The sequence below is a fragment of the Achromobacter deleyi genome, from assembly GCF_016127315.1.
In the GTDB taxonomy this organism is placed as follows: domain Bacteria; phylum Pseudomonadota; class Gammaproteobacteria; order Burkholderiales; family Burkholderiaceae_B; genus Achromobacter; species Achromobacter insuavis_A.
In genome coordinates this window covers 1,727,968-1,748,934 of sequence record NZ_CP065997.1, presented here as the reverse complement: position 1 = coordinate 1,748,934, position 20,967 = coordinate 1,727,968, and the positions used below count along the sequence as shown (strand labels likewise).

Annotated in this window: 21 protein-coding genes; 5 read left to right on the top strand and 16 right to left on the bottom strand. The window is 68.5% G+C overall.

Annotated features, from left to right (window positions below; translation table 11 throughout):
* Positions 1 to 4: 4 nt before the first annotated feature.
* Together I6I07_RS07805 and I6I07_RS07800 are read right to left on the bottom strand one after the other, a co-directional pair.
* Positions 5 to 1,348 (bottom strand): hypothetical protein, encoded by a 1,344-nt coding sequence (locus I6I07_RS07805; RefSeq protein WP_198486223.1) that lies wholly within the window; start codon positions 1,346 to 1,348, stop codon positions 5 to 7.
* Positions 1,345 to 2,109 (bottom strand): WecB/TagA/CpsF family glycosyltransferase, encoded by a 765-nt coding sequence (locus tag I6I07_RS07800; protein WP_198486222.1) that lies wholly within the window; start codon positions 2,107 to 2,109, stop codon positions 1,345 to 1,347. The genes I6I07_RS07805 and I6I07_RS07800 overlap by 4 nt, the downstream gene beginning before the upstream one ends.
* Before the next feature lie 337 nt (positions 2,110 to 2,446).
* Between I6I07_RS07800 and I6I07_RS07795 the strand changes: the two genes are divergently transcribed.
* Genes I6I07_RS07795 through I6I07_RS07775 form a run of 5 tightly spaced genes read left to right on the top strand, consistent with a single transcriptional unit; the run spans position 2,447 to position 7,973 of the window.
* Entirely contained in the window at positions 2,447 to 3,499 is a 1,053-nt protein-coding gene (locus tag I6I07_RS07795) for an SLBB domain-containing protein (protein WP_198486221.1), read from the top strand.
* Positions 3,499 to 4,260 (top strand): SGNH/GDSL hydrolase family protein, encoded by a 762-nt coding sequence (locus I6I07_RS07790; protein ID WP_198486220.1) that lies wholly within the window; start codon positions 3,499 to 3,501, stop codon positions 4,258 to 4,260. The genes I6I07_RS07795 and I6I07_RS07790 overlap by 1 nt, the downstream gene beginning before the upstream one ends.
* Before the next feature lie 58 nt (positions 4,261 to 4,318).
* Entirely contained in the window at positions 4,319 to 6,001 is a 1,683-nt protein-coding gene (locus I6I07_RS07785; protein ID WP_198486219.1) for an FAD-dependent oxidoreductase, read from the top strand.
* Positions 5,998 to 6,930, top strand: coding sequence for an NAD-dependent epimerase/dehydratase family protein (locus I6I07_RS07780; RefSeq protein WP_198486218.1), 933 nt, complete (start codon positions 5,998 to 6,000; stop codon positions 6,928 to 6,930). Before I6I07_RS07785 ends, I6I07_RS07780 begins: the two co-directional genes overlap by 4 nt.
* Positions 6,931 to 6,956: 26 nt before the next feature.
* A complete protein-coding gene (locus tag I6I07_RS07775) occupies positions 6,957 to 7,973 on the top strand; it encodes a capsular biosynthesis protein (RefSeq protein WP_198486217.1) in 1,017 nt (338 codons plus the stop codon).
* Here the strand turns inward: I6I07_RS07775 and I6I07_RS07770 are convergent.
* The 14 genes from I6I07_RS07770 to rpsS all read right to left on the bottom strand — a co-directional run bounded on the left by I6I07_RS07770 (position 7,945) and on the right by rpsS (position 20,964).
* Entirely contained in the window at positions 7,945 to 9,009 is a 1,065-nt protein-coding gene (locus tag I6I07_RS07770) for an acyltransferase family protein (RefSeq protein WP_198486216.1), read from the bottom strand. The genes I6I07_RS07775 and I6I07_RS07770 overlap by 29 nt on opposite strands.
* 6 nt (positions 9,010 to 9,015) lie before the next feature.
* A complete protein-coding gene (locus tag I6I07_RS07765; protein WP_054474560.1) occupies positions 9,016 to 10,305 on the bottom strand; it encodes a lipopolysaccharide biosynthesis protein in 1,290 nt (429 codons plus the stop codon).
* Positions 10,302 to 11,492: a glycosyltransferase family 2 protein gene (locus tag I6I07_RS07760; RefSeq protein WP_198486215.1), complete on the bottom strand. Its 1,191-nt coding sequence runs from the start codon at positions 11,490 to 11,492 to the stop codon at positions 10,302 to 10,304. The genes I6I07_RS07765 and I6I07_RS07760 overlap by 4 nt, the downstream gene beginning before the upstream one ends.
* Positions 11,493 to 11,496: 4 nt before the next feature.
* Positions 11,497 to 12,426: a glycosyltransferase family 2 protein gene (locus I6I07_RS07755; RefSeq protein ID WP_198486214.1), complete on the bottom strand. Its 930-nt coding sequence runs from the start codon at positions 12,424 to 12,426 to the stop codon at positions 11,497 to 11,499.
* Positions 12,423 to 14,702 carry a capsular biosynthesis protein gene (locus I6I07_RS07750; RefSeq protein WP_198486213.1) on the bottom strand — a complete coding sequence of 760 codons (2,280 nt, stop codon included), beginning with the start codon at positions 14,700 to 14,702 and terminating at the stop codon, positions 12,423 to 12,425. Before I6I07_RS07750 ends, I6I07_RS07755 begins: the two co-directional genes overlap by 4 nt.
* Positions 14,699 to 16,093, bottom strand: a complete 1,395-nt coding sequence (locus I6I07_RS07745; RefSeq protein WP_198486212.1) for an O-antigen ligase family protein — start codon at positions 16,091 to 16,093, stop codon at positions 14,699 to 14,701. The genes I6I07_RS07750 and I6I07_RS07745 overlap by 4 nt, the downstream gene beginning before the upstream one ends.
* An 11-nt stretch (positions 16,094 to 16,104) precedes the next feature.
* Positions 16,105 to 17,082, bottom strand: coding sequence for a CpsD/CapB family tyrosine-protein kinase (locus I6I07_RS07740; RefSeq protein ID WP_198486211.1), 978 nt, complete (start codon positions 17,080 to 17,082; stop codon positions 16,105 to 16,107).
* Positions 17,079 to 18,419, bottom strand: coding sequence for a GumC family protein (locus I6I07_RS07735; protein ID WP_198486210.1), 1,341 nt, complete (start codon positions 18,417 to 18,419; stop codon positions 17,079 to 17,081). Before I6I07_RS07735 ends, I6I07_RS07740 begins: the two co-directional genes overlap by 4 nt.
* Positions 18,420 to 18,646: 227 nt before the next feature.
* Entirely contained in the window at positions 18,647 to 18,928 is a 282-nt protein-coding gene (rpsQ, locus tag I6I07_RS07730; protein ID WP_006216549.1) for a 30S ribosomal protein S17, read from the bottom strand.
* Positions 18,929 to 18,930: 2 nt separating this feature from the next.
* Positions 18,931 to 19,122, bottom strand: coding sequence for a 50S ribosomal protein L29 (gene rpmC, locus I6I07_RS07725; RefSeq protein ID WP_003806912.1), 192 nt, complete (start codon positions 19,120 to 19,122; stop codon positions 18,931 to 18,933).
* 13 nt (positions 19,123 to 19,135) lie between these two features.
* Entirely contained in the window at positions 19,136 to 19,552 is a 417-nt protein-coding gene (gene rplP, locus I6I07_RS07720; RefSeq protein WP_006392071.1) for a 50S ribosomal protein L16, read from the bottom strand.
* A 2-nt stretch (positions 19,553 to 19,554) separates the two neighbouring features.
* Complete coding sequence (rpsC, locus tag I6I07_RS07715) at positions 19,555 to 20,346, bottom strand: 30S ribosomal protein S3 (protein ID WP_006389609.1); 792 nt, start codon at positions 20,344 to 20,346, stop codon at positions 19,555 to 19,557.
* Positions 20,347 to 20,355: 9 nt separating this feature from the next.
* Positions 20,356 to 20,685, bottom strand: a complete 330-nt coding sequence (rplV, locus tag I6I07_RS07710) for a 50S ribosomal protein L22 (RefSeq protein WP_006227021.1) — start codon at positions 20,683 to 20,685, stop codon at positions 20,356 to 20,358.
* A gap of 3 nt (positions 20,686 to 20,688) precedes the next feature.
* Positions 20,689 to 20,964: a 30S ribosomal protein S19 gene (rpsS, locus tag I6I07_RS07705; RefSeq protein ID WP_006216555.1), complete on the bottom strand. Its 276-nt coding sequence runs from the start codon at positions 20,962 to 20,964 to the stop codon at positions 20,689 to 20,691.
* Positions 20,965 to 20,967: the final 3 nt, after the last annotated feature.

Sequence of the window (20,967 nt, the reverse complement as noted above, 5' to 3'; positions counted from 1 at the left end):
GCGCTCAGGGCTCCTCGCCCATCGGATCGCACATCGCCAGTTCCGGCCGACGCCATTGGCAGTCGGTCGGCTGCATCATCAGCCGCAGGTTTTCCTTGCCGCGGCTGCCGAAGGTGTATTCCAGCCCGACGCGCACGAAATTCTGGTTGTAGCTGTCGCCGGCGGATTCGCCCATCTGCCGGTCGCGGTAGACGTCCACGATCCAGCGCAGGTTGTCTTCCTGCTGCCACTGCACGCGCGCGCCGAAGCGGCGGATCTGCAGGGTCTGGTCGTTGCCGCCGGTGAAGGCGGTGTTGCGCTGGCGAGTGAGTTCCGCGCCCAGCTGGAACGCCGTCTTGACCGTGGGCCGCCACGTCACCGAGGCCAGGCCGCCGGTCTGGATCGAATACAGCACCGTGGGATCGTCGTCATAGGCGTAGGGCCGGCGCCACAGCTGCAGGTCCAGGCGCGTCTTGGGCGAATAGTCCCAGGTGGCGCGGCCGGCGAAGGTGAACAGGTTGGTGTCGCGGTCGCCCAGGTGCACGTAGCTGCGCTTGAGCAGCCCGACGCGCGCCTGCAGCAAGGTCTTGGGGCTGTAGTCCCAGCGCGCCGCGACGAAGGCCTCGTTGTCCGTGAAGCGGTCGTCGATGATCGCGACCAGGTCGGGCGTGCGGCTGTAGTAGTCGGCCTCGGTGTGACGCAAGCCGGCCTGGGCGAGAGAGCGGCCGAAGCCGGCGTAGCGCGCCGACAGCTGCCAGCCCTGGTCCTTGCGGTTGTACAGCGTACGGTTGATGTCCTGGTCGTAGCGCGTGCCGTTGGTGAAGACGCCGAACACCGGCAGCGTCAGCCGCTCGGAAACCCGCAGGCCCAGCTCGGCCGATTTGTTGTCGCGGGTCTGCAGGTCGCGCTCGGGCCAGGTGCGCGCCATGTTGGGATTGAGCTGGCTCTGGTAGCCGTAATCGAAGCGCCCGGCGAACAGCCGGCCGACGCGCCAATGCAGCGTCGACAGCATGTTGCCGGGCTGGTGGTCGAGCTGCCGGTTGTTGCTGTAGCGGGCATCGGCCAGCGTGCCGCCGACGTCCAGCCGGGTGTCGTCGGACAGCAGCGGCATGCGCAACCCCAGGCCGACCGAATTGACCCACACGCCGGCGCCGCGGATGTCGGAAGACGACTGCGGCAGGCGCGCGGGATTGCTCTGGTATTGGTAGGAACTGCCCAGTTGCACCGCGTAGTCGGCCGGCCCCGGCGCGCCCAGGGCCTGGGCGCCGCACATCATCAGGCTGGCCGCGGCCAGCTTCCGTCCGATCGTGAACGTGCCTCGCTTGGCCCCGCCATCCACGGCAAGGCTGGCGCTGGGGCGCAAGATCACGGCGCCGAGCCGCGCCGCTTGCGCCACTGCCGCCAGCAAAGCCCCAGGAAGCGTGGATCGTCGACCAGGTAACGGCGCCACAGGCGACGCGGATTGCTGGCCAGGCGCCACAGCCATTCCAGGCCGATGCGCTGCATCCACATGGGCGCCCGGCGCTGCAGGCCGATGGCGAATTCCATGGCCGCGCCCACGCACAACAGGATGCCGCCGGGCAACTCGCCGGCATGATGCAGCACCCAGTGTTCCTGCTTGGGCATGCCCACGCACAGGAAGACGACATCGGGCTGGCGCTGGCGCACCCGGTCGGCATAGGCCTGCCCCTCGGGTCCGAGCGGATCGAAGCGCATCGAGGGGCTGACGATATCGATGTTCAAGCCCGGGTAATACTGCGCGAAACGCGCCAGCAGGTCGGGCTCGGAACCGGGCATGCCGCCCAGCAGCATCACTTGCCAGCCCTCGCGCTGGGCGCGCTGGCACAGTGCCACGAACAGGTCGGAACCGGTGATGCGCTCGGGCAGCGGCTGCCCCAGGAAACGGCTGGCCCATACCACCGGCATGCCGTCGGCGAAGATGAAATCGGCCTTGGCATAGCGCTCGCGGAATTCCGGCGAAGCATCCAGGCGCACCACATGATCGACATTGGGCGTGACCACGATGCGGGCGCGGCCATCGCGGCGCACGGCCGCCTGCGCCAGGCCTTCGACGGCCTCATCAAACGAAACTGCCGCGATATCGAGGTCGAACAGCCGCACGACGGGCATGACGGGGATATCGTCGTTCGCAGTTCCGCGGGGGTCGGATACGTGCTCTGAACTGTGCAAGGAGAATCTCGCTCAAGGGGCGGTAAGCTCGAGAACAATGGTCTCACGTTTGCATTTGAGAAAACCACATTCATCGAGCCGGCACGCGCGTATTGTATTTAAAATACCCGCAGTGTGGCGTTTTGCTTCGGCTACTATTGGACGCGCGCAACCTTTAACCAAAGGATCGGAGAATAACGTGGCGTGTCTGACGACGATGTGGCGAAGAGCGATGTTGGCGGCGCTGCTGGCCTGTGCACAATCCGCGGGCGCGCAGGACTTGCCGATTCCCGACCCCGTGTCTCCATCCCGTCCGGCCGCGACCTCGCCCGACAACGACTTCAAGCGCTACAACGCGCCCTACGAGTCCCCCGCCTACACCCCGCCCGCCCCCGTTGGCGCGCCCGTGCGCCCGCAGCCGACCACGCCGGTCGCCGCCCCGCCCCCGCCGCCCGCCGCCTACACGCCGCCGGCCGTGCCGCCCGCGGTCAAGAGCGGCAGCGGTGACCGCGGCACCGACCGCAACATGGCCGGCAACCGGCTGCCGGAAAACGGCGTCGTGCCCACCCCGCGCCAGGCCGCCGCGACGCCGGTCGACCCGGCCGTGGAACAGGCCATCGGCAGCGCCATCGGCGCGGTCGGACCGGGCGACACGCTCAACATCAACATCCTCGGCACCGGCGGCACCCAGGCCCGCGCCACCGTCGACGCCGACGGCCAGATCGTGGTGCCGATGCTGGGCAACGTCCGCGCCTCGGGCCTGACGCCCGCGGCCATCGGCAAGCGCATCGAACAGGACCTGCGCAGCAAGGGCTTCATGACCGATCCGCAGGTCGCCGTCGAAGTCGTCACGCTGCGCAGCCGCATCGTGTCGGTGCTGGGCCAGGTCGCGCGGCCCGGCCGCTACCCGATCGAAGGCAAGCTGTCGGTGCTGGAACTGCTGGCCATGGCCGGCGGCGCCACGGGCGGCGCCGGCGACGTCGCCACCCTGGTGCGCCGCGCCGGCGGCGGCAACGACCGCATCAATCTTTACGTCGGCAATCGCCAGTCGCCCTCGCAGAGCCTGCAGGACACCGAACTGCAACCGGGCGACGTCGTGTTCGTGCCGGAAGCGCCGCGCTTCTACGTCTACGGCGAAGTCGGCAAGCCCGGCGCCTATCCGCTCGAACAAGGCCTGAACGTCATGCGCGCCCTGGCGGTCGCCGGCGGCCTGACGCCGCGCGCCTCGGACAGCCGCATCGACCTGAACCGCACCGACGCACTCACCGGCGAGATCACAGATCGGCGCGCCAAGCTGACCGACGCGGTGCAGCCCGGCGACGTCATCCACGTCAACGAGCGCTTCTTCTGATGAACCGCCGCACCCTGCTCTCGGCCCTGCTGCTGGCCCCGGGATGCGCCGCGCTGCCCGCCTGGGCGCGCAACGAACGCATCTACGCGGTGGTGGTCGGCGACTCGATCGCCGAAGGCGAGATCCAGCGCAAGGGCCGCCTGAACGTGCAGGGCCAGTTCGTGCCGGACTATCCGTCCAACCCGGGCCAGCTCTCGTACGAACTGGCGCGCTATTCCGGCGTGTTCCATTTCAACCATGGCATCGGCGGCCAGATGTCGGCGCAGGTCCGCGCGCGCTGGCGCCGCGACGTGCTGGCCGAGGAATACGATCCCGGCGATGGCCGCGGCGCGCGCACCCTGCCCGCCGGCACGCGGCCGAGCCTGGCGTACCTGCACGTCGGCATCAACGACGTCGCCGTGGGCATGGTGCCGCTGCAGACCCTGCAGGACAACTTCACCTACTTCGCCCAGACCACGGCGAAGCTGGGCATTCCGCTGGTCGTGGACAACATCGGCGCCTATCTCGGCATGACGCCGCCGATGATCGAGGTGACGCGCGCCTTCAATGACTGGCTGCTGCATGAACTGCCGCGCCAGTACCCGCACGTGCGGGTCGTCGACTACCTGTACTGGTCCAGCGGCGGCACCAACGATTTCCTCAAGCTGGCGCCGGGCCTGTTCGCCGACGGCGTGCATCCGAACATCGCCGGCTATACCGCCTTCGCGGGCTACATCCACGAAACGCTGAAGCTGCCGGCGGGCGCCGCCGTGCGATACTGATGCCCCTGGTCCGCGCACGCGCGGCGCCAGGCTTGCGGCGCCTGCCCGGAGCGACACGATGATCCTGGACGCCAACACCATTCCGAACGGCTCGACCCTCGCCGCCGACCTGTGCATCGTCGGCGGTGGCGCCGCCGGCATCACGCTGGCCCTGGCCTTGCTGGACAGCGGCCTGGACGTCGTGCTGCTCGAAAGCGGCGGCCCGGCCGAGGACAAGGCCACCCAGGCGCTCTACGCCGGCAGCGTCGCCGACGCGCGCATGCACCCCGAGCCCGAGCGCTACCGCCAGCGCCGCATGGGCGGCTCCACCACCATCTGGGGTGGCCGCTGCATGCCGTTCGATCCCATCGACTTCGAGCCGCGCGACTACATCGCGCACAGCGGCTGGCCCATCGGCCTGGACGACCTGCGGCCCTACTACCCGCGCGCCAACCAGCTGTGCGAAGCGGGCGATTTCGCCTACACCGTCGAGACCGTCTTCCATCGCCCCGTGCGGCCGATGATCGAAGGCTTCGACAGCCCCGAGTTCTCCACCGACACGCTGGAACGCTTCAGCGTGCCCACCGATTTCGGCTGGCGCTACGCCGAGCGGCTGCGCCAGGGCCCCGTGCGCGTGCTGCAGAACGCCAACCTGTGCCAACTCGACAGCGGCGCGGCCGGCGCCCCCGTCGGCCCGGCCCGGGTCCGCACGCTGGCCGGCAACAATGTCTTCACGGTCCGGGCGCGCGCCTACGTGCTCGCCACCGGCGGCCTGGAAACCGCGCGGCTGCTGCTCGCCAACCCCGGCGCCAGCGGCCGCGGACTGGGCAACGCCCACGACGTGGTGGGCCGCTACTACATGTGCCACATCGCCGGCACCATCGGCAACGTGGACCTGGCCGGCGCCCGTTCCGTCTGGCATGGCTACGAGGTCTCCGACGAAGGCATCTATTGCCGCCGGCGCCTGGCCCTGCAACCCGAGGCGCAGCGCCGCCTGCACGCCGGCAACTTCATCGCGCGCCTGCACCATCCGCGCATTCCGGATCCCGGGCACGGCAGCGGCGTCCTGTCGGCGCTGTACCTGGCCCGTCCCGTCGTGCCCTACGAATACGCCAAGCGGCTGTATGGCGACACGCCGGGTTCACTCGGCCTGTGGCTCAGCCACCTGCGCAACGTGCTGCTGGGCGCGCCGGCCACCGCGCGCTTCATGTGGCACATGCTGACCGAACGCAAGCTGGCCGCGCGCAAGTTTCCGTCCATCATCGTCCACCCGCGCAACCGCCGCTACAGCCTCGACTTCCACGCGGAGCAGGAGCCCAACCCCGACAGCCGCGTCACGCTGGGCAACGACGTCGACGCGCTCGGCATGCGCCGCCTGCACATCGACTGGCGCTACACGCCGCGCGACGTGGCCACCGTGCAGACCGCGCTGGCGGCGCTGGCCGAGGCGCTGGCGGCCAGCGGCGTGGGCCGCTTCGACTACGACCCGGCCCAGGTCGAGGCCGAGATGACGCGCTACGGCGCCTACGGCGGCCACCATATCGGCACGACGCGCATGGGGCACGATCCGCGCGACAGCGTGGTCGATGCCGACTGCCGCGTGCACGAAACCCCCAATCTCTACATCGCCGGCTCGGCGGTCTTCCCGACCTCCGGCCAGGCCAACCCGACCCTGACCATCGTCGCGCTGGCCCTGCGCCTGGCCGATCACCTGCGCCGCGTCCATGCGCCCAGCGACGTAGCCACGGAGACCCGCACATGAAACAACGCATCCTGGTCCTGGGCGCTAACGGCTATGTCGGCCGGCGCGTGGTGGCGGCGCTGGCCGCCAGCGACTGGGCCGAACCCGTGGCCGGCGTGCGCCGCGCCCGCCAGCAAGGCCGCGAGATCGTGCTCGACGCCACCGATCCGGCCGCCGTCACGCGCGCCCTGGGCGACGTCGACGCCGTGGTCAATTGCGTGGCCGGCTCCGCCGACGCCATGACGGCCGGCGCCCGCGCCCTGGCGACCGCGCTCGACGCGCGGGCCGCGCGCCTGGTGCATTTCAGTTCCATGGCGGTCTACGGCGCGGCGCGCGGCGACATTGGCGAAGACCACCCCATGGCCGCGAACCTGCAAGGCTATGCCGGCGCCAAGGTCGAAACCGAACGGCTGCTGGCCGCGCGCGACACCGTCATCACCTTGCGGCCGGGCTGCATCTACGGCCCCAACAGTCCGCAATGGAGCCTGCGCATCGCCGACCAGCTACGCGCGCACCGCATCGGCGACCTGGGCGCGGCCGGCGACGGCTGCAGCAACCTCGTCTACATCGACGACGTCGTGGCGGCCGTGCTGGCCGGCCTGCGCGTGCCGACCGGGGCCGCGGCCTACAACCTCGCCATGGCCGGCGCGCCCGACTGGAACGGCTACTTCCTGGCCTACGCCCGCGCGCTCGAGGCCGTGCCGCTCAAGCGCATCGGCGCGCGCCGCCTGAAGATCGAGACGCACCTGCTGGCGCCGGCGCTGAAGATCGCCGAGATCGGCCTGCGGCGCGTCGGCGTGCGCCTGCCGCCGCCGATTCCGCCGTCGCTGGCGCGCCTCTGGCGCCAGCCCATCCGGCTGGTCTCGACGCGCGCCGAGCAGCAGCTCGGCCTGCATTGGACTTCCCTGCAGCAGGGACTCGCGGCGACCGTCGCCGCCGCCCGGACATGATGCCGCCACCACCAGGAGAACCGGCCGTGGCCTACCCCTATCGCGTTGCCGCCCAGATCAGCATGTACCCCATGGACTATCCCCATGCGGCGCTGCTGCTGCCGCACCAGATCCGTGTCTGGGCGCCCATGGTCGACCGCATCCTCGTCACCATCGACACGCACCGCAGCCGCTCGGGGCGCTATCGCGGCACGCACTTCGACGAATACCGGTCCAAGCTGCTGGCGCTGGCGCAGGACCTGCGCCGCGACATGCCCAAGCTCGATGTCATCGAAGTCGACTACGCGCCGGCGGCCCGCCGCGAGGTGGCGCAATCGTTCTTCGGCGTCGACGACATTCCCGTCAAGGCCTGGGACGGCGGCCCGTTCTATGCCTACTTCTACGGCATGCACCACAGCCAGGCGCGCCATATCGTGCACTTCGACGGCGACATGCTGTTCGGCGGCGGCAGCCACACCTGGGTAGAAGAGGCCATCGCCTACACCGACCAGGATCCCACCGTGCTGTTGACCGGCCCCTTCCCCGGTCCACCGCGCGCCGATGCGGCGGTCCATGGCCACGGCCTGCCCGAGCCCGAGCGCGTCGAGATCGCCGGCGCCCCCGCCTATCGCTTCCAGAACGCCAGCACGCGCATCTTCATGCTCGACATGGAGCGGCTGCGCGCGACCCTTGGCCACCTGCCGCTGATGCGGCCAGGCGCCATGCAGCGAACCAAATCACATCTGCTGGGCAATCCGCCGGACGTGCGCGAGGCCGAGGTCATCCTGAGCGAGGTGCTGCGCGCCAACGGCCTGCGCCGCGTCGACCTGCTGGGCTCGGCGCCCGGCCTGTGGTCGCTGCACCCGCCCTATCGCGGCGCGGAGTTCTATCGCAGGCTGCCGGAACTGATCGCCGCGGTCGAATCGGGCCAGGTGCCGGACGCCCAGCGCGGCCACTACGACATCCACGACAGCATGATCGACTGGACCCCGCAGCGCGCCGCGGCGCGCCGCCACAAGCGCTGGCTGCGCCTGCTCAAAGACCGGCTACGGATCGGCGGGTAGCGGCCTTGGAGGCCTCCTGCTCGCGCGGCTTCTTGAAGATATTGATCAGCGGCCGTTCCATCAGCTGGTAGACCAGCAGGCCCGCCACCGTGCAGGCCACGATGCCGACCACGCAAAACGCCACCTGGCCGCCCGGCAGGCTGTCCAGGTGCAGCTTGCGCCAGCCCTGGCTCACGGCCGACAGCACGAAGGCGTGCGACAGGTAGAGCGAGTACGAGGCGTCGCCCAGCTTGTGCAGGAAATTCATGCGCGGCAGCGCCTGGAAGCGTTCCAGCAGGATCGCGCCCACCACGATCGCCGCCGCCGGCACGCCCTGCGCCAGCGGCCGCGAGGCGTTCGGCGCCAGCACCGACATCAGCCCGATCACCACGAAGCCGCCCAGCACCAGCGTCCAGCCCAACGTCGCCGAACCGCCCTTGTGCGGCCGCGAGAACCACCAGCCCACGCTCATGCCCAGCACGAATTCGAGCACGATGTCCGACGTATAGACCTTGAGAATGGGCGTATCGTCGCCCACCACGAACCAGCCCAGCATGCTCAGGCCGAGCAGCACCAGGGTCGTGGTCGCGAAGCGCCACGCCGTCGGCAGCACCAGCGTCAGGCCGAAGATGACGTAGTAGAGCATCTCGTAATTGAGCGTCCATCCCACCGTCAGCACCGGTTCGATCAGCCCCGCCGGGTTCGGCACCATGACGAACAGGTACGAGGCGATCACGTGGAACAGGCCGAAGCGGGTGGTCTGCAGCAGCTGCGGCGCGATCAGCATCACCGCCACCGCCACCGAGGTCAGCAGCCAGTACAGCGGAACGATGCGCACCGCGCGGCGCCGGTAGAACTCCAGCACGCCGACCTTCTTGCCCCGCGTGGTGATCCACATCAGGAAACCGCTCAGGACGAAGAAGATGTCGACGCCGGCGGCCAGCCAGTGCGGCCAGTAGCCCTGGTAGCCCATGCGCTCGAGCTGCGGATACAGGTGGACCAGCACCACCATCATGGCCGCGACGCCGCGCAGGTACTGAATCGAGAGAATGTCCATGTACGATTACCTGGTACGGTAAGAAGGGAAAGCGTCACCGTCATCGCGCCGCACTTCGCGCCACGCCATGACGATCACCGCCAGGCCATAGCAGGCCTCGCCCGTCAGGATGCCGATCACCGCGCCGATGGGGCCCAGCTGGAGCATGCCCACATAGCTTATCGCCAACGCGATCAGCGCGCAGACCAGCGTGGCCGCGCTCAGCGCCCGGAAGCGCTGGCGCAGCAGCGGCACCATCATGATCGGCTCGCGGATCACCATCAGCACGAACAGGCCGATCCACAGCACCAGCAACAGGTCGCGTTGCGGGAAATCCTTGCGCATCAGGTCCAGGAAGATCCAGTCGCGCAACAGCCAGATCACCGCGCCGTACAGCAGCGTGAACAGCGCCAGCGCCAGCGAGAACAGCATCAGGCGGCGCAGGGTGCGGCGCGCGCCCATGCCGTGCATCCAGACGGAGGCCAGCGGCGTCAGCTGCTTCTGCATGCCGGCCAGCAGCAGGTTGATCGGCATCAGCGTCAGGCGCGAAGCGGCCAGCGCCGCCACCGCCGCCAGGTCCAGCGTGGCCGCGGTCAGGAAGTTGTAGCCCTGGTTGAACAACCAATAGATGACGCCGCCCGAGGCCGCCCAGAACCCCATGCGGGCGATCTCGCGCAGGCGGCCGGGCGCCGCGTCGCGCTCGATATCACTGGCCAGCACCCGGCGCAGCACGCCGGCGCAGGCCAGCGCCGCCATCGTGCCCGCCAGCAGGGCGCCGGCCGCCGCCACCGGCGTCTTCACCGCCAGCGCGCAGCCGGCCAGTAGCACCGCCACGTAGATCGCGTCCGCGCCCAGCACCTGTTGCGGACGGTGGTACATCAACAGGATGCCGCGCAGGTATTCGCGGTACAGCGCCGCCAGCACCAGGCCGATGGCCGCCACCACCACGAGGGTCGATTCGCCGTCGAACAGCCCCATCGCCCAGCCGGCCAGCGCCACGGCCAGCGCCAGCGCGCCGCCCGCCGCCCCCAGCCATTTCTGGTCGCGCAGCAGGCTGCCCATCCACTGGCGCCGCGCCGCCTCGTCCAGGGCGGGCAGGCGGATCACCATCGGCGTGCCGATGAAGGTGCCCTGCAACGTCGTCAGCAACATCATGGTGTTGAAGGCCAGGATGTAATAGCCGTACTGCGCTTCCGCCGCGTAGCGGATCAGGATCAGGCCGACGCCGAAGTTGGCGGCCGACAGCATGGCCTGGTCGGCGATCGAGCTGCCGAACAGACGCGCCAGGCCGGAGGCGGAGAGGCGTGTCCGCGTCACTTGGAATCCCGATCGGTCTTGATCCAGTGCTTGTTGCGCCGGTTGCGCAGCAGCACGTACAGCTTCCACAGCACGAAGAACGGCACGCGCAGCAGGTCCAGCAGCGCCCGCGGTCCCAGCGGCGACAGCTGCCAGCCGCGCAGCGCGTGCAGCGCCAGCACGCCCAGCAGGACCAGCGCCAGCAGCGGCCATGCGGCCAGCCCCGCGCCGGGTACCAGCCACGCGGCCAGCCCGCCCAGCACCAGCAACGCGCCGATCTGCAGCGCGATGTAGCCCAGCGGCATGGTCAGCAGGTCGATCGCCAGTTCCAGGCAGATCCAGCTCGGGCGCGCCATGGCCTGGCGCAACAGGCGGCCGACGTAGGTCCGCATCACCGCCAGGCGGCCGCCTTCCCAGCGCTGGCGCTGCGTGCGCGAACCGCGCTCGGACGCCACCAGTTCCGCGTCGGCGCTGGCCTCGTCGATATAGACCACGCGGTGGCCGTGCAGGCCCAGCACCACGCCGTACTCCAGGTCTTCCGCCATCGAATGGATATTGAACGGCACCTCGCGCAGCAGCGCGTGGGTCATGCACATGCCGTTGCCGCGCAGGCCGTTCGAAGCGCGCAGCCGTTCACGCGCGCGGCCGCGCACCGCGTGGAAGGCGCCGTAGGCGATGGTGATGATGCGGGTGCGCCACGACTCGTCCGGATTGAGCACCCCGTAATGCACCTGCATCACGGCCGCCCCCTGCTCGATGCGCGCGGCGTAGGCGGCCAGCAGGTTGGGCGTGACCTCGGTGTCGGCGTCGATCACCGCGACCGCGTGCGCGAAGCCGTCGGCCGCGCTGCGCGCGATGCCGTACTCCAGCGCGTAGCCCTTGCCGCGATGCTGGTCGTCGTGGCGTTCGATCACCTCGGCGCCCGCGACGCGCGCCAGCGCCGCCGTGTCGTCGGTGCAGTTGTCGGCGATGACGATGATGCGGTAGTGCTCGCGCGGCCAGTCGATGGCCGCCAGGCTGCGCACCGTGCGCTCGATCACCGCGGTCTCGTTGTGCGCCGGCACCAGGATGTCGAAACGCATGTCCCGCCGCTGCGGCTGCGGCCGCGGCAGGCGCGCCGACAGCAGCGTCAGCAGGCCCAGGTAGGCGGTCGCCGCCGTGACGGGCAGGGCAATGACGAACAGGATCAGGTGCAGGAATCCGGCCATGGGCTCAAGCGTACTCTTGGTAATGTCCGCCCCACAGGACGGACAGTTTTCCGTAGTTGGCGTAGGCCCGGCCCAGCCAGTGCACCGCGCGATGCCGGCCCAGCGGCCACGATACCAGCGCCAGGATGCCCGCCACCACCATCTGCGCCAGCGCCCGCGCGTAGAACACCACGCGGCGCATGATCGCGGGACGGCGGTTGGCCAGCCGGCCCGCCTCGAAATGGATGGCGAAATCCTGGCCGCCGCGCAGGGCGCGCTTCAGGATCCAGCCGGTCCGCATCCGGCTCTCGGGCACGGGTTCGATCACATAGGCCTCGTCGCACCAGACCATGCGCGCGCCCTGGCCCATCAGTCGCATCAACAGGTCGCCGTCCTCGCCCCCGGTCAGGCCATAGGCCGGGTTGAAGACCTGCTCCTGGCGCCGCAGCCAGCTGGCGGCAATGAAGCAGTTGCCGGTGCGCACCGCATTGCGCGGCACCGCGTCGCCGGTGCGAAAGCGCGGCCAGTCGTAGAAACGGCCGCGCCGTATCCAGTCCGGCGCGGTCGGCGGAATCTCCGGCACGACCGGCGCCTGCACCGCGTCGGAGCCATATTCGCGGGCCGCCGCGGCCAGCAACGCCAGCCACTGGGCCGGCGCGCGCTCGTCATCGTCGATCATCGCCAGCCAGTCGCCGCGCGCCAGCGTGACCGTCATGTTGCGGGTCAATGAAATATTCTTCTCGGGCTGGATAGCGTAGTCCAGCGCCACGCCCTGCGCCGTGAAGGCGTCGCGCCGGGCGTCGACCACGGCGCGCGCGCTGCCCGCGGCATCGTTGTCCACCACCACGATCTGCGACGGCGCCAAGGTCTGCGCCGCCAGGTCGCCCAGCAACTGGTCCAGCATGTCCGGACGGCGGTAGGTGGCGATGCACACACTGATGGGGCCGGCGCTCATGGCGTTTCCTCGAAAACCAGTTCATACCAGGGGCTGGCGCCGTCATCGCGGGTCTGCACCCGCACGCGCACGCCATCGGTGCCCGAGACCGCGTCGGCGGCCGGCAGCGACGCCCGGCGGCGGCCTTCGCCATCCAGCGGATAGACCGACAGCCGGCCGGTGCGCGGCGCCAGGCCCAGCATGGCCGGCGTGCGGCGCAGCCAGGCCGGCGCGCGGGTGGCGTAGCTGCCGGACGGGCCCGCGGAACCGGCGTCCGGCTCCAGCGTGGACCACGCGCCTTGGCCGCGATAGGGCACCCGCATCTTGGGCCGCGCCGGCATCGAACCCGGCTGCGTGCCGGTGGTGTCGTTGCCCAGGCTCAGGAGCAGGTGCCGCGACTGCGCCAGCGGCTGGCCGTCCAGCGCCGTCAGCATGGCGCTGGCCGTGCCTGCCGCGTCGAACTGCATCCACGCCGACTGGCCACCGATACGTCCGGTGCCCGTGGCGCCGAATACGGCCCACAGTACCGGCGCATCGATCACGATGCGGCCGGCCGATGCATCATGGTTCAAGAGCGGCGTCGCGTTCGGCAGGCCGGGCAGCGCCGCGCCGGGCGCCGCGCCCAGGTCCAGCCCCAACCGTCCCTGCAGGGCCCATTGCGGCCTCACGCCCAGGCCGTCGGCCAGGCCGGTAGTGATCGCATCGAAGCGCCGGTCGGCGCCCAGCTGCAGCCGCTGCTGCGGGCCCACCGGCAGGGTCACCGCGTCGGGCAGCGCGGCCAGCAGCGGCTGGCGGAACAGCCGGGCGCTCTGGCCCGCCAGCGCCAGGCGCCCCCAGTCGCCGCTCAGCGCGAAGCGCGACGGCGATTGCGGCAGGCGCTGGGCGTCGCTGTAATCGAAATAGAACAGGCCATCCCAGTCCTGCAGCGCGCCGACCGCGCTCATCAGCGGCAGGATCTCCGCACCACGCGGGTTGGGGAAAGGCTGGTTGAATTCACTGACCACGAAGGGCCGTTTGGCATCGCGCCGCAGCGACAGGGCCAGCACGCGGTCGAACTCGTTGCCGCTGGCGCTCAGGTCCGGGATGCGCCAGTCATTGTCGGCCCGGATGTCCGGATGCCCGACGTAGAAGTGCTCGTCGATGTAGTCCATGGCGACCTGGGAATCGAAATTCAGCAGGCCGCCATAGCCCATCTGCGTGCCGGTCACCGGCACCCTCGGGTCGGTGCTCTCGTGCACCACGCGGCGCAGGCGCTCGAAATAGGCCTGGTCGGTCGCCGCCAGGAACAGCAGAAAATCGCGTTCGCGCAGGTCCGGCTTGGCGTCGCTGCCGAACAGCGCGTTGACGCGCCGCGCGATCCCCGAGCGCAACTGCGCCAGGCCGCTCTCGTAAAGCGGCTGCTGCTGGCCCGGCACCGGGAACTCCACCGCGTTGTCGTTGCCGCCCGCGCACCCGCCCCATGCCGCGCAGGCCTGTGCCAGCGACCCATGACGCTGCATCAGCCAGGCCCGCCACTGCTTGCGCAGTTCGGGCGCGTAGGCCGACGGAATCGCCGCCAGCCAGTCCGGCCCCAGCCAGGCCGCCAGCAGCGACGACTCGTTGTTGAGCTCGACCATGGCAAGCGCCGGGTTGTCTTTCAGGCCCAACGCCTGGATCAGCCGCCGCGCGTAGTCTTCCTGCATCGCGATCAGGCGCGGGTCGTAGACATGGATCGGCGCCGTCAGCGGCGGCATCTCGGCGCCGCCGTCGAGCGCCGGCAGGCCGTCCACCCGCGGGCGGAAGCGATAGCCCACGTGCAGGTTCAGGTTGACGTAGATGCCCTCGCGCGCCAGCGCCTCGATCAGGCCGCGCAGCCGCGCCACCGCCGTCGGGCTGAACGTCGGAAACGGTCCCGTCGTCAGAATGCTGATCGGCGCGTCCGGATAATCCGACGGCAGCGAGTCCAGATGATGCAGGCGCACCGCGTTGAAGCCCAGCTTGCGCAACTGCCGCGCCAGCACGGTGGCCTCGACCGGATCCGGGAAGTTGGCGCCGAACGTCAGGTTCACGCCGAAGAAACGCACCCGCGCATCGTCGCCCGTGCCCGGCTGGCCGTCAGCGCCGACGCGATAGAAATGCCCGTTGCGCACGACGATGCGCGAGGCCGCATCCAGCGGCCGGTTCAGCGCCGACACATCCGGCGCGCCGGACAGCGCCGCCGGATTCATCTCGAAGCCGAACCAGCTCGCGGGCGCGGCCGTCGCGGCGCCCATCACCCACATCAGCGCCAGAACCAGCACGGCGCGCCAGCGCATCATGCCTGGCGCTCCCGGCGGACGGCATATGGCCGCGCGACCGCGGCCCGAACAGGTGGCGGCGTCGGCGTGGGCTGCGCCGCCGCGCGCCGCCGCCAGCGTTCCATCGCCAGGCGGCCGCTGATCGCCAGCGACGAATAGATGAACATGATGTTCTGGAAGTTGGTGTCGCGCAGGATCTGGCTTTCCGAGAAATTACTGACCATGATCGTCACGCAGATGCCCAGGTGCATCGCCGCATCCTCGCGGTCGATCTTGAACAGGCGCATGATGCTGACCACGTGCCACAGCAGGCAGCCCAGGAACAGCCCCATGCCGACCTGGCCCAGGTCCAGCAGGATATCGATGTAGCCGTTGTGCGCCTGTCCCGGCAGCCAGCCCAGCTTGTCGGCGATGAACTGCGCCGGACCGCCTTCGCCCACCCAGAAGGCGCTATAGCCAATGCCCCAGACCGGATGCCGCGCAATCGCCATGTCCACCAGCGCCCAGATCTCGCCGCGGCCGGTCAGGTCATTGCTCTTGTTGAACAGCGACGTGACCACCAGCACCACGTCGCCGACCTGCGGCATGCGGCCCACCGCCACGTAGAACATCAGCAGGAAGTACAGCGCCACCAGCAGCGCGCCCAGCATCAGGATCTGCCCGGTATGGCGGCCGCCGAAGAACCGCTTGCGCGTCAGCAGGTAGACCCCGGCGCCCAGTCCCGTCACCAGCATGGCGGTGGCGCTCTTGGCCATCACCAGCATGAATACGCTGAACAGCAGCCCCACCGCGCTCATGCGCCGGATCGATGGCGTCATCAGCCATTCGCGCAGCCACAGCAGCACGGCAAAGCCGGCGATCGAGCCCAGCATGTTCTTCTGCCAGGTGATGCCGCGCCACGCATTGCCCAGCAGGGTGTCCACCCCCATGCTCGGAATGAACACCGCCACCAGGCACGACAGCACCAGCACGATCGTGTAGGTGCCCAGGATGACGCGCAGGAACTGGCGCGGACTGCTGAACGGCGGCGCCACGGTCAGCCCGATCAGCACCAGGCCCGCGAAAATGATGGTGCGCTTGATGGTGATGTCCGGATACGGCGACCAGGTCGCGCTGACCAGGCAATACAGCACCAGCAGCATCAGGAACAGGTTGGACGCACGCAGGTTCATCAGCGCCGGACGCACGTGGTGCCAGAGCACGAACAGCGCACCCAGGAACAGCGACCCGTACTGCACCTGGCGCAGCATCGAGCCCTGCTCGATGGTGTGGTTGGCTTCCGGGCCCACCGCGTTGACCGACAGCGTGTCCGGCACGATGGCGAACAGCAGGCTCAGCCCCACCAGCAGCCAGACGGCCCAGCGCTCGCCCCGGCTCTGTCCGCCAACCGCCACGACCGCGGGCGCGCCCATGGCCGTGCCCCTCAACGCCGCAGCCGCGCCGGCAGGAGCGCGCGCAGCCGGTCCTTCCAGCCCCGCGGGGCATCCGGCTCGTATTCGTTGTAGACCGTGCCCAGCACGCGCACGCCGGCCGTCTCCAGCACCTCCGCGGTGCGCGTCAGGGCGCTCAGCGACGTCACGTCCTTGCGCGCCACCAGCACACAGGCATCCACCTGGCGCGCGATGCTCTGCGCGTCCGAGGAATGCGCCGCCGCCGGCGTGTTCACGATGAAGATTTCGTACTGATCGGCATAGGCCGCCAGCAGTCGGTCCAGCGCCGGCTCGCGCAGCAGTTCGGCCGGGTTGGGCGGTTGCGGTCCGGCGTCCAGCACGCCCAGCGTCGGAAAGCCCGGCACGGCGCGGCTGTCGCCGGCCGGCGCGCGTCCGGCCAGGATCGAGGACAAGCCCGCGCCGCTGGCGCCGCCGAGGATGTCGTCCTGGCCGCTGGCGCGCAGGTTGGCGTTGACCAGCAGCGTGCGGCGGCCGGTCTGCGCGAATGCCAGCGCCAGGCTGGCCGACAGATAGGCGCGGCCCTCGTTGTCGTCCGGGCTCACCACCGCCACCGCGATGCGCGGCAGGTCTTCCAGGCGGATCGAGATTTCGGCGCGCACCTGGCGGATCGCCTCGGCCTCGCGGCTGAACGGCGCGGCCGCGATCGCCAGCTGGATGTCGCCATGCTGGGCCGAGGCGTAGTCATAGCGGTATTGCTCGGCCAGCACCGACTGCACGCGCGCTTCCGACACGAAACCGAGCTTCACGGCCGCCTGGCCGAAGCGCAGGCGCTCGGCCTGCTGCAACTGCACCACGTGCTGGACCTGGTCCTCGGTCAGCAGGCCCAGGCGCACGAAGCGCTCGCCCATCTTCTCGCCGGGCACGGTATCGGGCGCCTGGCTCGAAGCGGGTTCGTCAGCCTGTTGCTGGTTGAGGCGGTCAAACAAAGGACGCAGCGTGGAATCGCTCATGGCGTCACCGTCGCGGGAGTCGGGTTGCGGCCGATGCGGCCCAGCACGGGCTGGCGCGTATTGCGCTCAAGGTCTTCGGCGCAGCGAATGCGGCGCCGGCTCAGCTCCAGCAGCATCGCCAGCGCCAGGCCCGCCAGCAGGCCCACCACCAGGCCCAGCGCCAGGCTGCTGCGCACCTTCGGACGCGACGGCGAGGTCGGCATGTCGGCCGCGCGCAGCACCGCCAGGTTGGGCAGGGAAATATTGCTGGCCATCAGGATGCTGTCGTACTTCTGCAGCGCGGTCTGGTAGACCTGCTCGACGCCGGCGAACTGGCGCCGGTAGGCGGCGATGCGATCGCGCTTGGCCATCTGCTCCAGCACCTTGGCGCGCTGCGCATCGATATCGCGCTGCAGCGCCGCCTTCTGGGTCTGCAGGCGCTCGAGTTCGCCGCGTTGCGCCTCGATCGTCGCCTTGGCCTGGCGCGTGATGTCGGCCTGCATCTGCGCCCGCTGGGCCAGCAGGCCGGCCACGGTCGGATGCCGCGGACCCAGCGAACCGCGCAGCTGGCCGAGCTGGTGTTCCACCACCGTCAGGCCGTTGCGCAGGTCATTGATGGGCGCGACCTGCCCCACCTCGGGCAGGTCCTCGGGACGAATGCCGCTCTTGAGCAGGCGCTCGGTGGTTTCGTTGCGCGCCTTCGCCGCTTCCAGCTGCGAATCCAGCGCCAGCATCGAGGTCGTCATGTCGTTCAGGCTGCGCACGTCGATATCGCCGCCGGTCTGTTCCGTGTCGACGATGCCGGTTTCCTGCTGGTAGCGCGTCAGCTTGTCCTGGATGGCGTCGACTTCGCCGCGCAACTGCTCCAGCTGCGCCGTGTACTGTTCGCTGCGCGCGCGCGCCGCCGCCGACGAGATGTTCTGGCTGACCGCGAGATAGGAATTGACCACCGCATTGGTGAACTCACGCGCCTTCTGCGGCGTATCGGCCGAGAACGACACCGTCAGCACGCGGCTGTTCTGCTGCTTGACGACTTCCAGGTTGCGACGGATGTAGGCGACCAGTTCGTTGTGCGCCTTGGTGCCCTGCGACGCGTCCGGTCCGGACAGCAGCTCCAGGGTGGAGATCACGTGGTCGGCGACCGCCTGGCTGCGGATCATGTCGATCTGCGTCTGCATATAGCTTTCGTCGAGCAGCGCCGAAAACGAGCGTCCGTTGATCGGGTCGTTTTCGCGGTAGTCGATGAAGACGTCCGACGATGCCGTCCACACGCGTGGCAGCACCAGCAGCAACAGGCAGGTCAGCGCCAGCGTCGCCAGGGTCACCCGGGCGACCAACCGCGCGCGGGCGGCCAGCATTGCCCACACCTGATTCAACGAGAGCAGACTGTATTCGGGAGTCACGGCGGGATCTGGAGTCAGCGTGGCGTAATAGCTGATTCTACCGGAGAGTCCGATCTGGGGGCCAGATGGGAAAAATACCGGAAATAAAACGCCCGATGACGATATTTATCGCAAAAAAAAGGCAAGGGCCTGAGCCCTTGCCTTTCTAGCCCGGAACGGCGAACCGCTCCGAAAGCTGGCACTTAGATGATACGTGCGGCTTCAACCAGACGCACCACGCGCCACGACTTCGAGCGCGAGATGGGACGGCCTTCAGCGATTTCAACCGTATCGCCTTCGTTGTACTGGTTCGACTCATCGTGCGCCTTGTACTTCGCGGAACGCATGATGATCTTGCCGAAGATGGGGTGCTTGACGCGGCGTTCAACCAGAACGACGACAGTCTTGTCCATCTTGTTGCTGACGACCTTGCCGACCAGCGTACGCTGGCGCTTGGCCACTTGGGTGTTTTGAGTTTCGCTCATCTTTATTTCCCTGCCTTCTCGGTCAGCAAGGTACGCACGCGCGCGATGTCGCGGCGCACGTTACGCAGCTGGCTGGTGTTGGCAAGCTGCTGCGTGGCCTTCTGCATACGCAGACCGAATTGTGCCTTCAGCAGGCTTTCGAGCTCTTTGCCGAGCTCGGCGGCGTCTTTCGAACGGAGTTCGCTGGCTTTCATGTCTTAGTACTCCTTAAGCACCGATATGACGCGCGACGAACGTGGTCGAAATCGGCAGCTTGGCAGCGGCCAGGCGGAAAGCTTCACGCGCGAGCTCTTCGCTAACCCCTTCCATTTCGTAGAGCACCTTGCCGGGCTGAATCTCGGCGACCCAGTACTCCGGGTTGCCCTTACCGTTACCCATACGGACTTCGGCAGGCTTCTGCGAGATGGGCTTATCCGGGAAAATGCGAATCCAGATGCGGCCGCCGCGCTTGATGTGACGGTTGATGGCACGACGAGCGGCTTCGATCTGGCGAGCGGTCAGACGGCCACGGCCGGTGGCCTTCAGACCGTATTCGCCGAACGACACGTGGGTACCACGGGTCGCCAGACCGGTGTTGCGGCCCTTCTGCTCTTTGCGATACTTTCTGCGAGAGGGTTGCAGCATGGTTATTCTCCTTCAGGCGCCGGAGCAGCGTCCGCCTTGCGGGGACCACGGCCACGACCACCCGGACGACCGGTGCGAGCACCGTCCGGACGATCACCACGCGGAGCGCGGCGCGGACGACGTTCTTCTTCACGCGGGGCGGCGGTTTCCGGCGGCAATTCGCCGTTGGCCAGCATGTCGCCCTTGTAGACCCAGACCTTGATGCCGATCACGCCGTACGTGGTGTGGGCTTCGGAGGTGCCGTAGTCGATGTTGGCCTTGAGGGTGTGCAGCGGCACACGGCCTTCGCGATACCACTCGGTGCGAGCAATTTCGATACCGTTCAGACGGCCCGAGCTCATGATCTTGATGCCTTGGGCACCCAGACGCATGGCGTTCTGCATCGCGCGCTTCATGGCGCGACGGAACATGATGCGCTTCTCGAGCTGTTGCGAGATCGAGTCGGCGATCAGTTGAGCATCGGTTTCCGGCTTGCGGATTTCTTCGATGTTGACGTGCACGGGCACGCCCATCAGGCGCTGCAGATCAGCCTTCAGGCTTTCGATGTCTTCGCCGCGCTTGCCGATCACCACGCCCGGACGAGCCGAGTAGACGGTGATGCGGGCATTCTTGGCGGGACGCTCGATGATCACGCGACCGACGGAGGCGCTCTTGAGCTTCTTCTTCAGGTACTCGCGGACACGGATGTCTTCGGCCAGCATGCTGCCGAAGGCCTTGTCGTCGGCGAACCAACGCGAGGACCAATTACGGGTGACCGCGAGACGGAACCCAGTGGGGTGAATTTTCTGACCCATCGTGACTCCTTAAGCTCCGACCTTGACCGTGATGTGGCAGGTCTGCTTCTCGATACGGTTGCCGCGGCCCTTGGCGCGAGCGGAGAAGCGCTTCATCGACTGAGCCTTGTCCACGAAGATCGTGGTGACTTTCAGTTCGTCGATATCGGCACCGTCGTTGTGCTCGGCGTTGGCGATGGCGGACTCGACAGCCTTCTTCAGGATGACGGCGGCCTTCTTCGGCGAGAAGGTGAGGATCTCGAGCGCACGGCCGACCTTCTGACCGCGGATCAGATCCGCAACCAGACGCGTCTTTTGAGCGGAGATGTGAACCCCACGGATAATGGCAGTAGTTTCCATCGCTTACCTCTTCGCCTTCTTGTCCGCGGCGTGACCCTTGAACGTACGGGTCAGCGCGAACTCGCCCAGCTTGTGACCGACCATGTTCTCGTTGATGTAAACGGGAACATGCTGCTTGCCGTTGTGCACAGCGATCGTCAGACCGATGAACTCGGGCAGGATCGTCGAGCGACGCGACCAGGTCTTGATCGGCTTCTTGTCTTTGCCCGCGACGGCCGTGTCCACCTTTTTGATCAGGTGAGCATCGACAAACGGGCCTTTCTTGATCGAACGTGACATAGT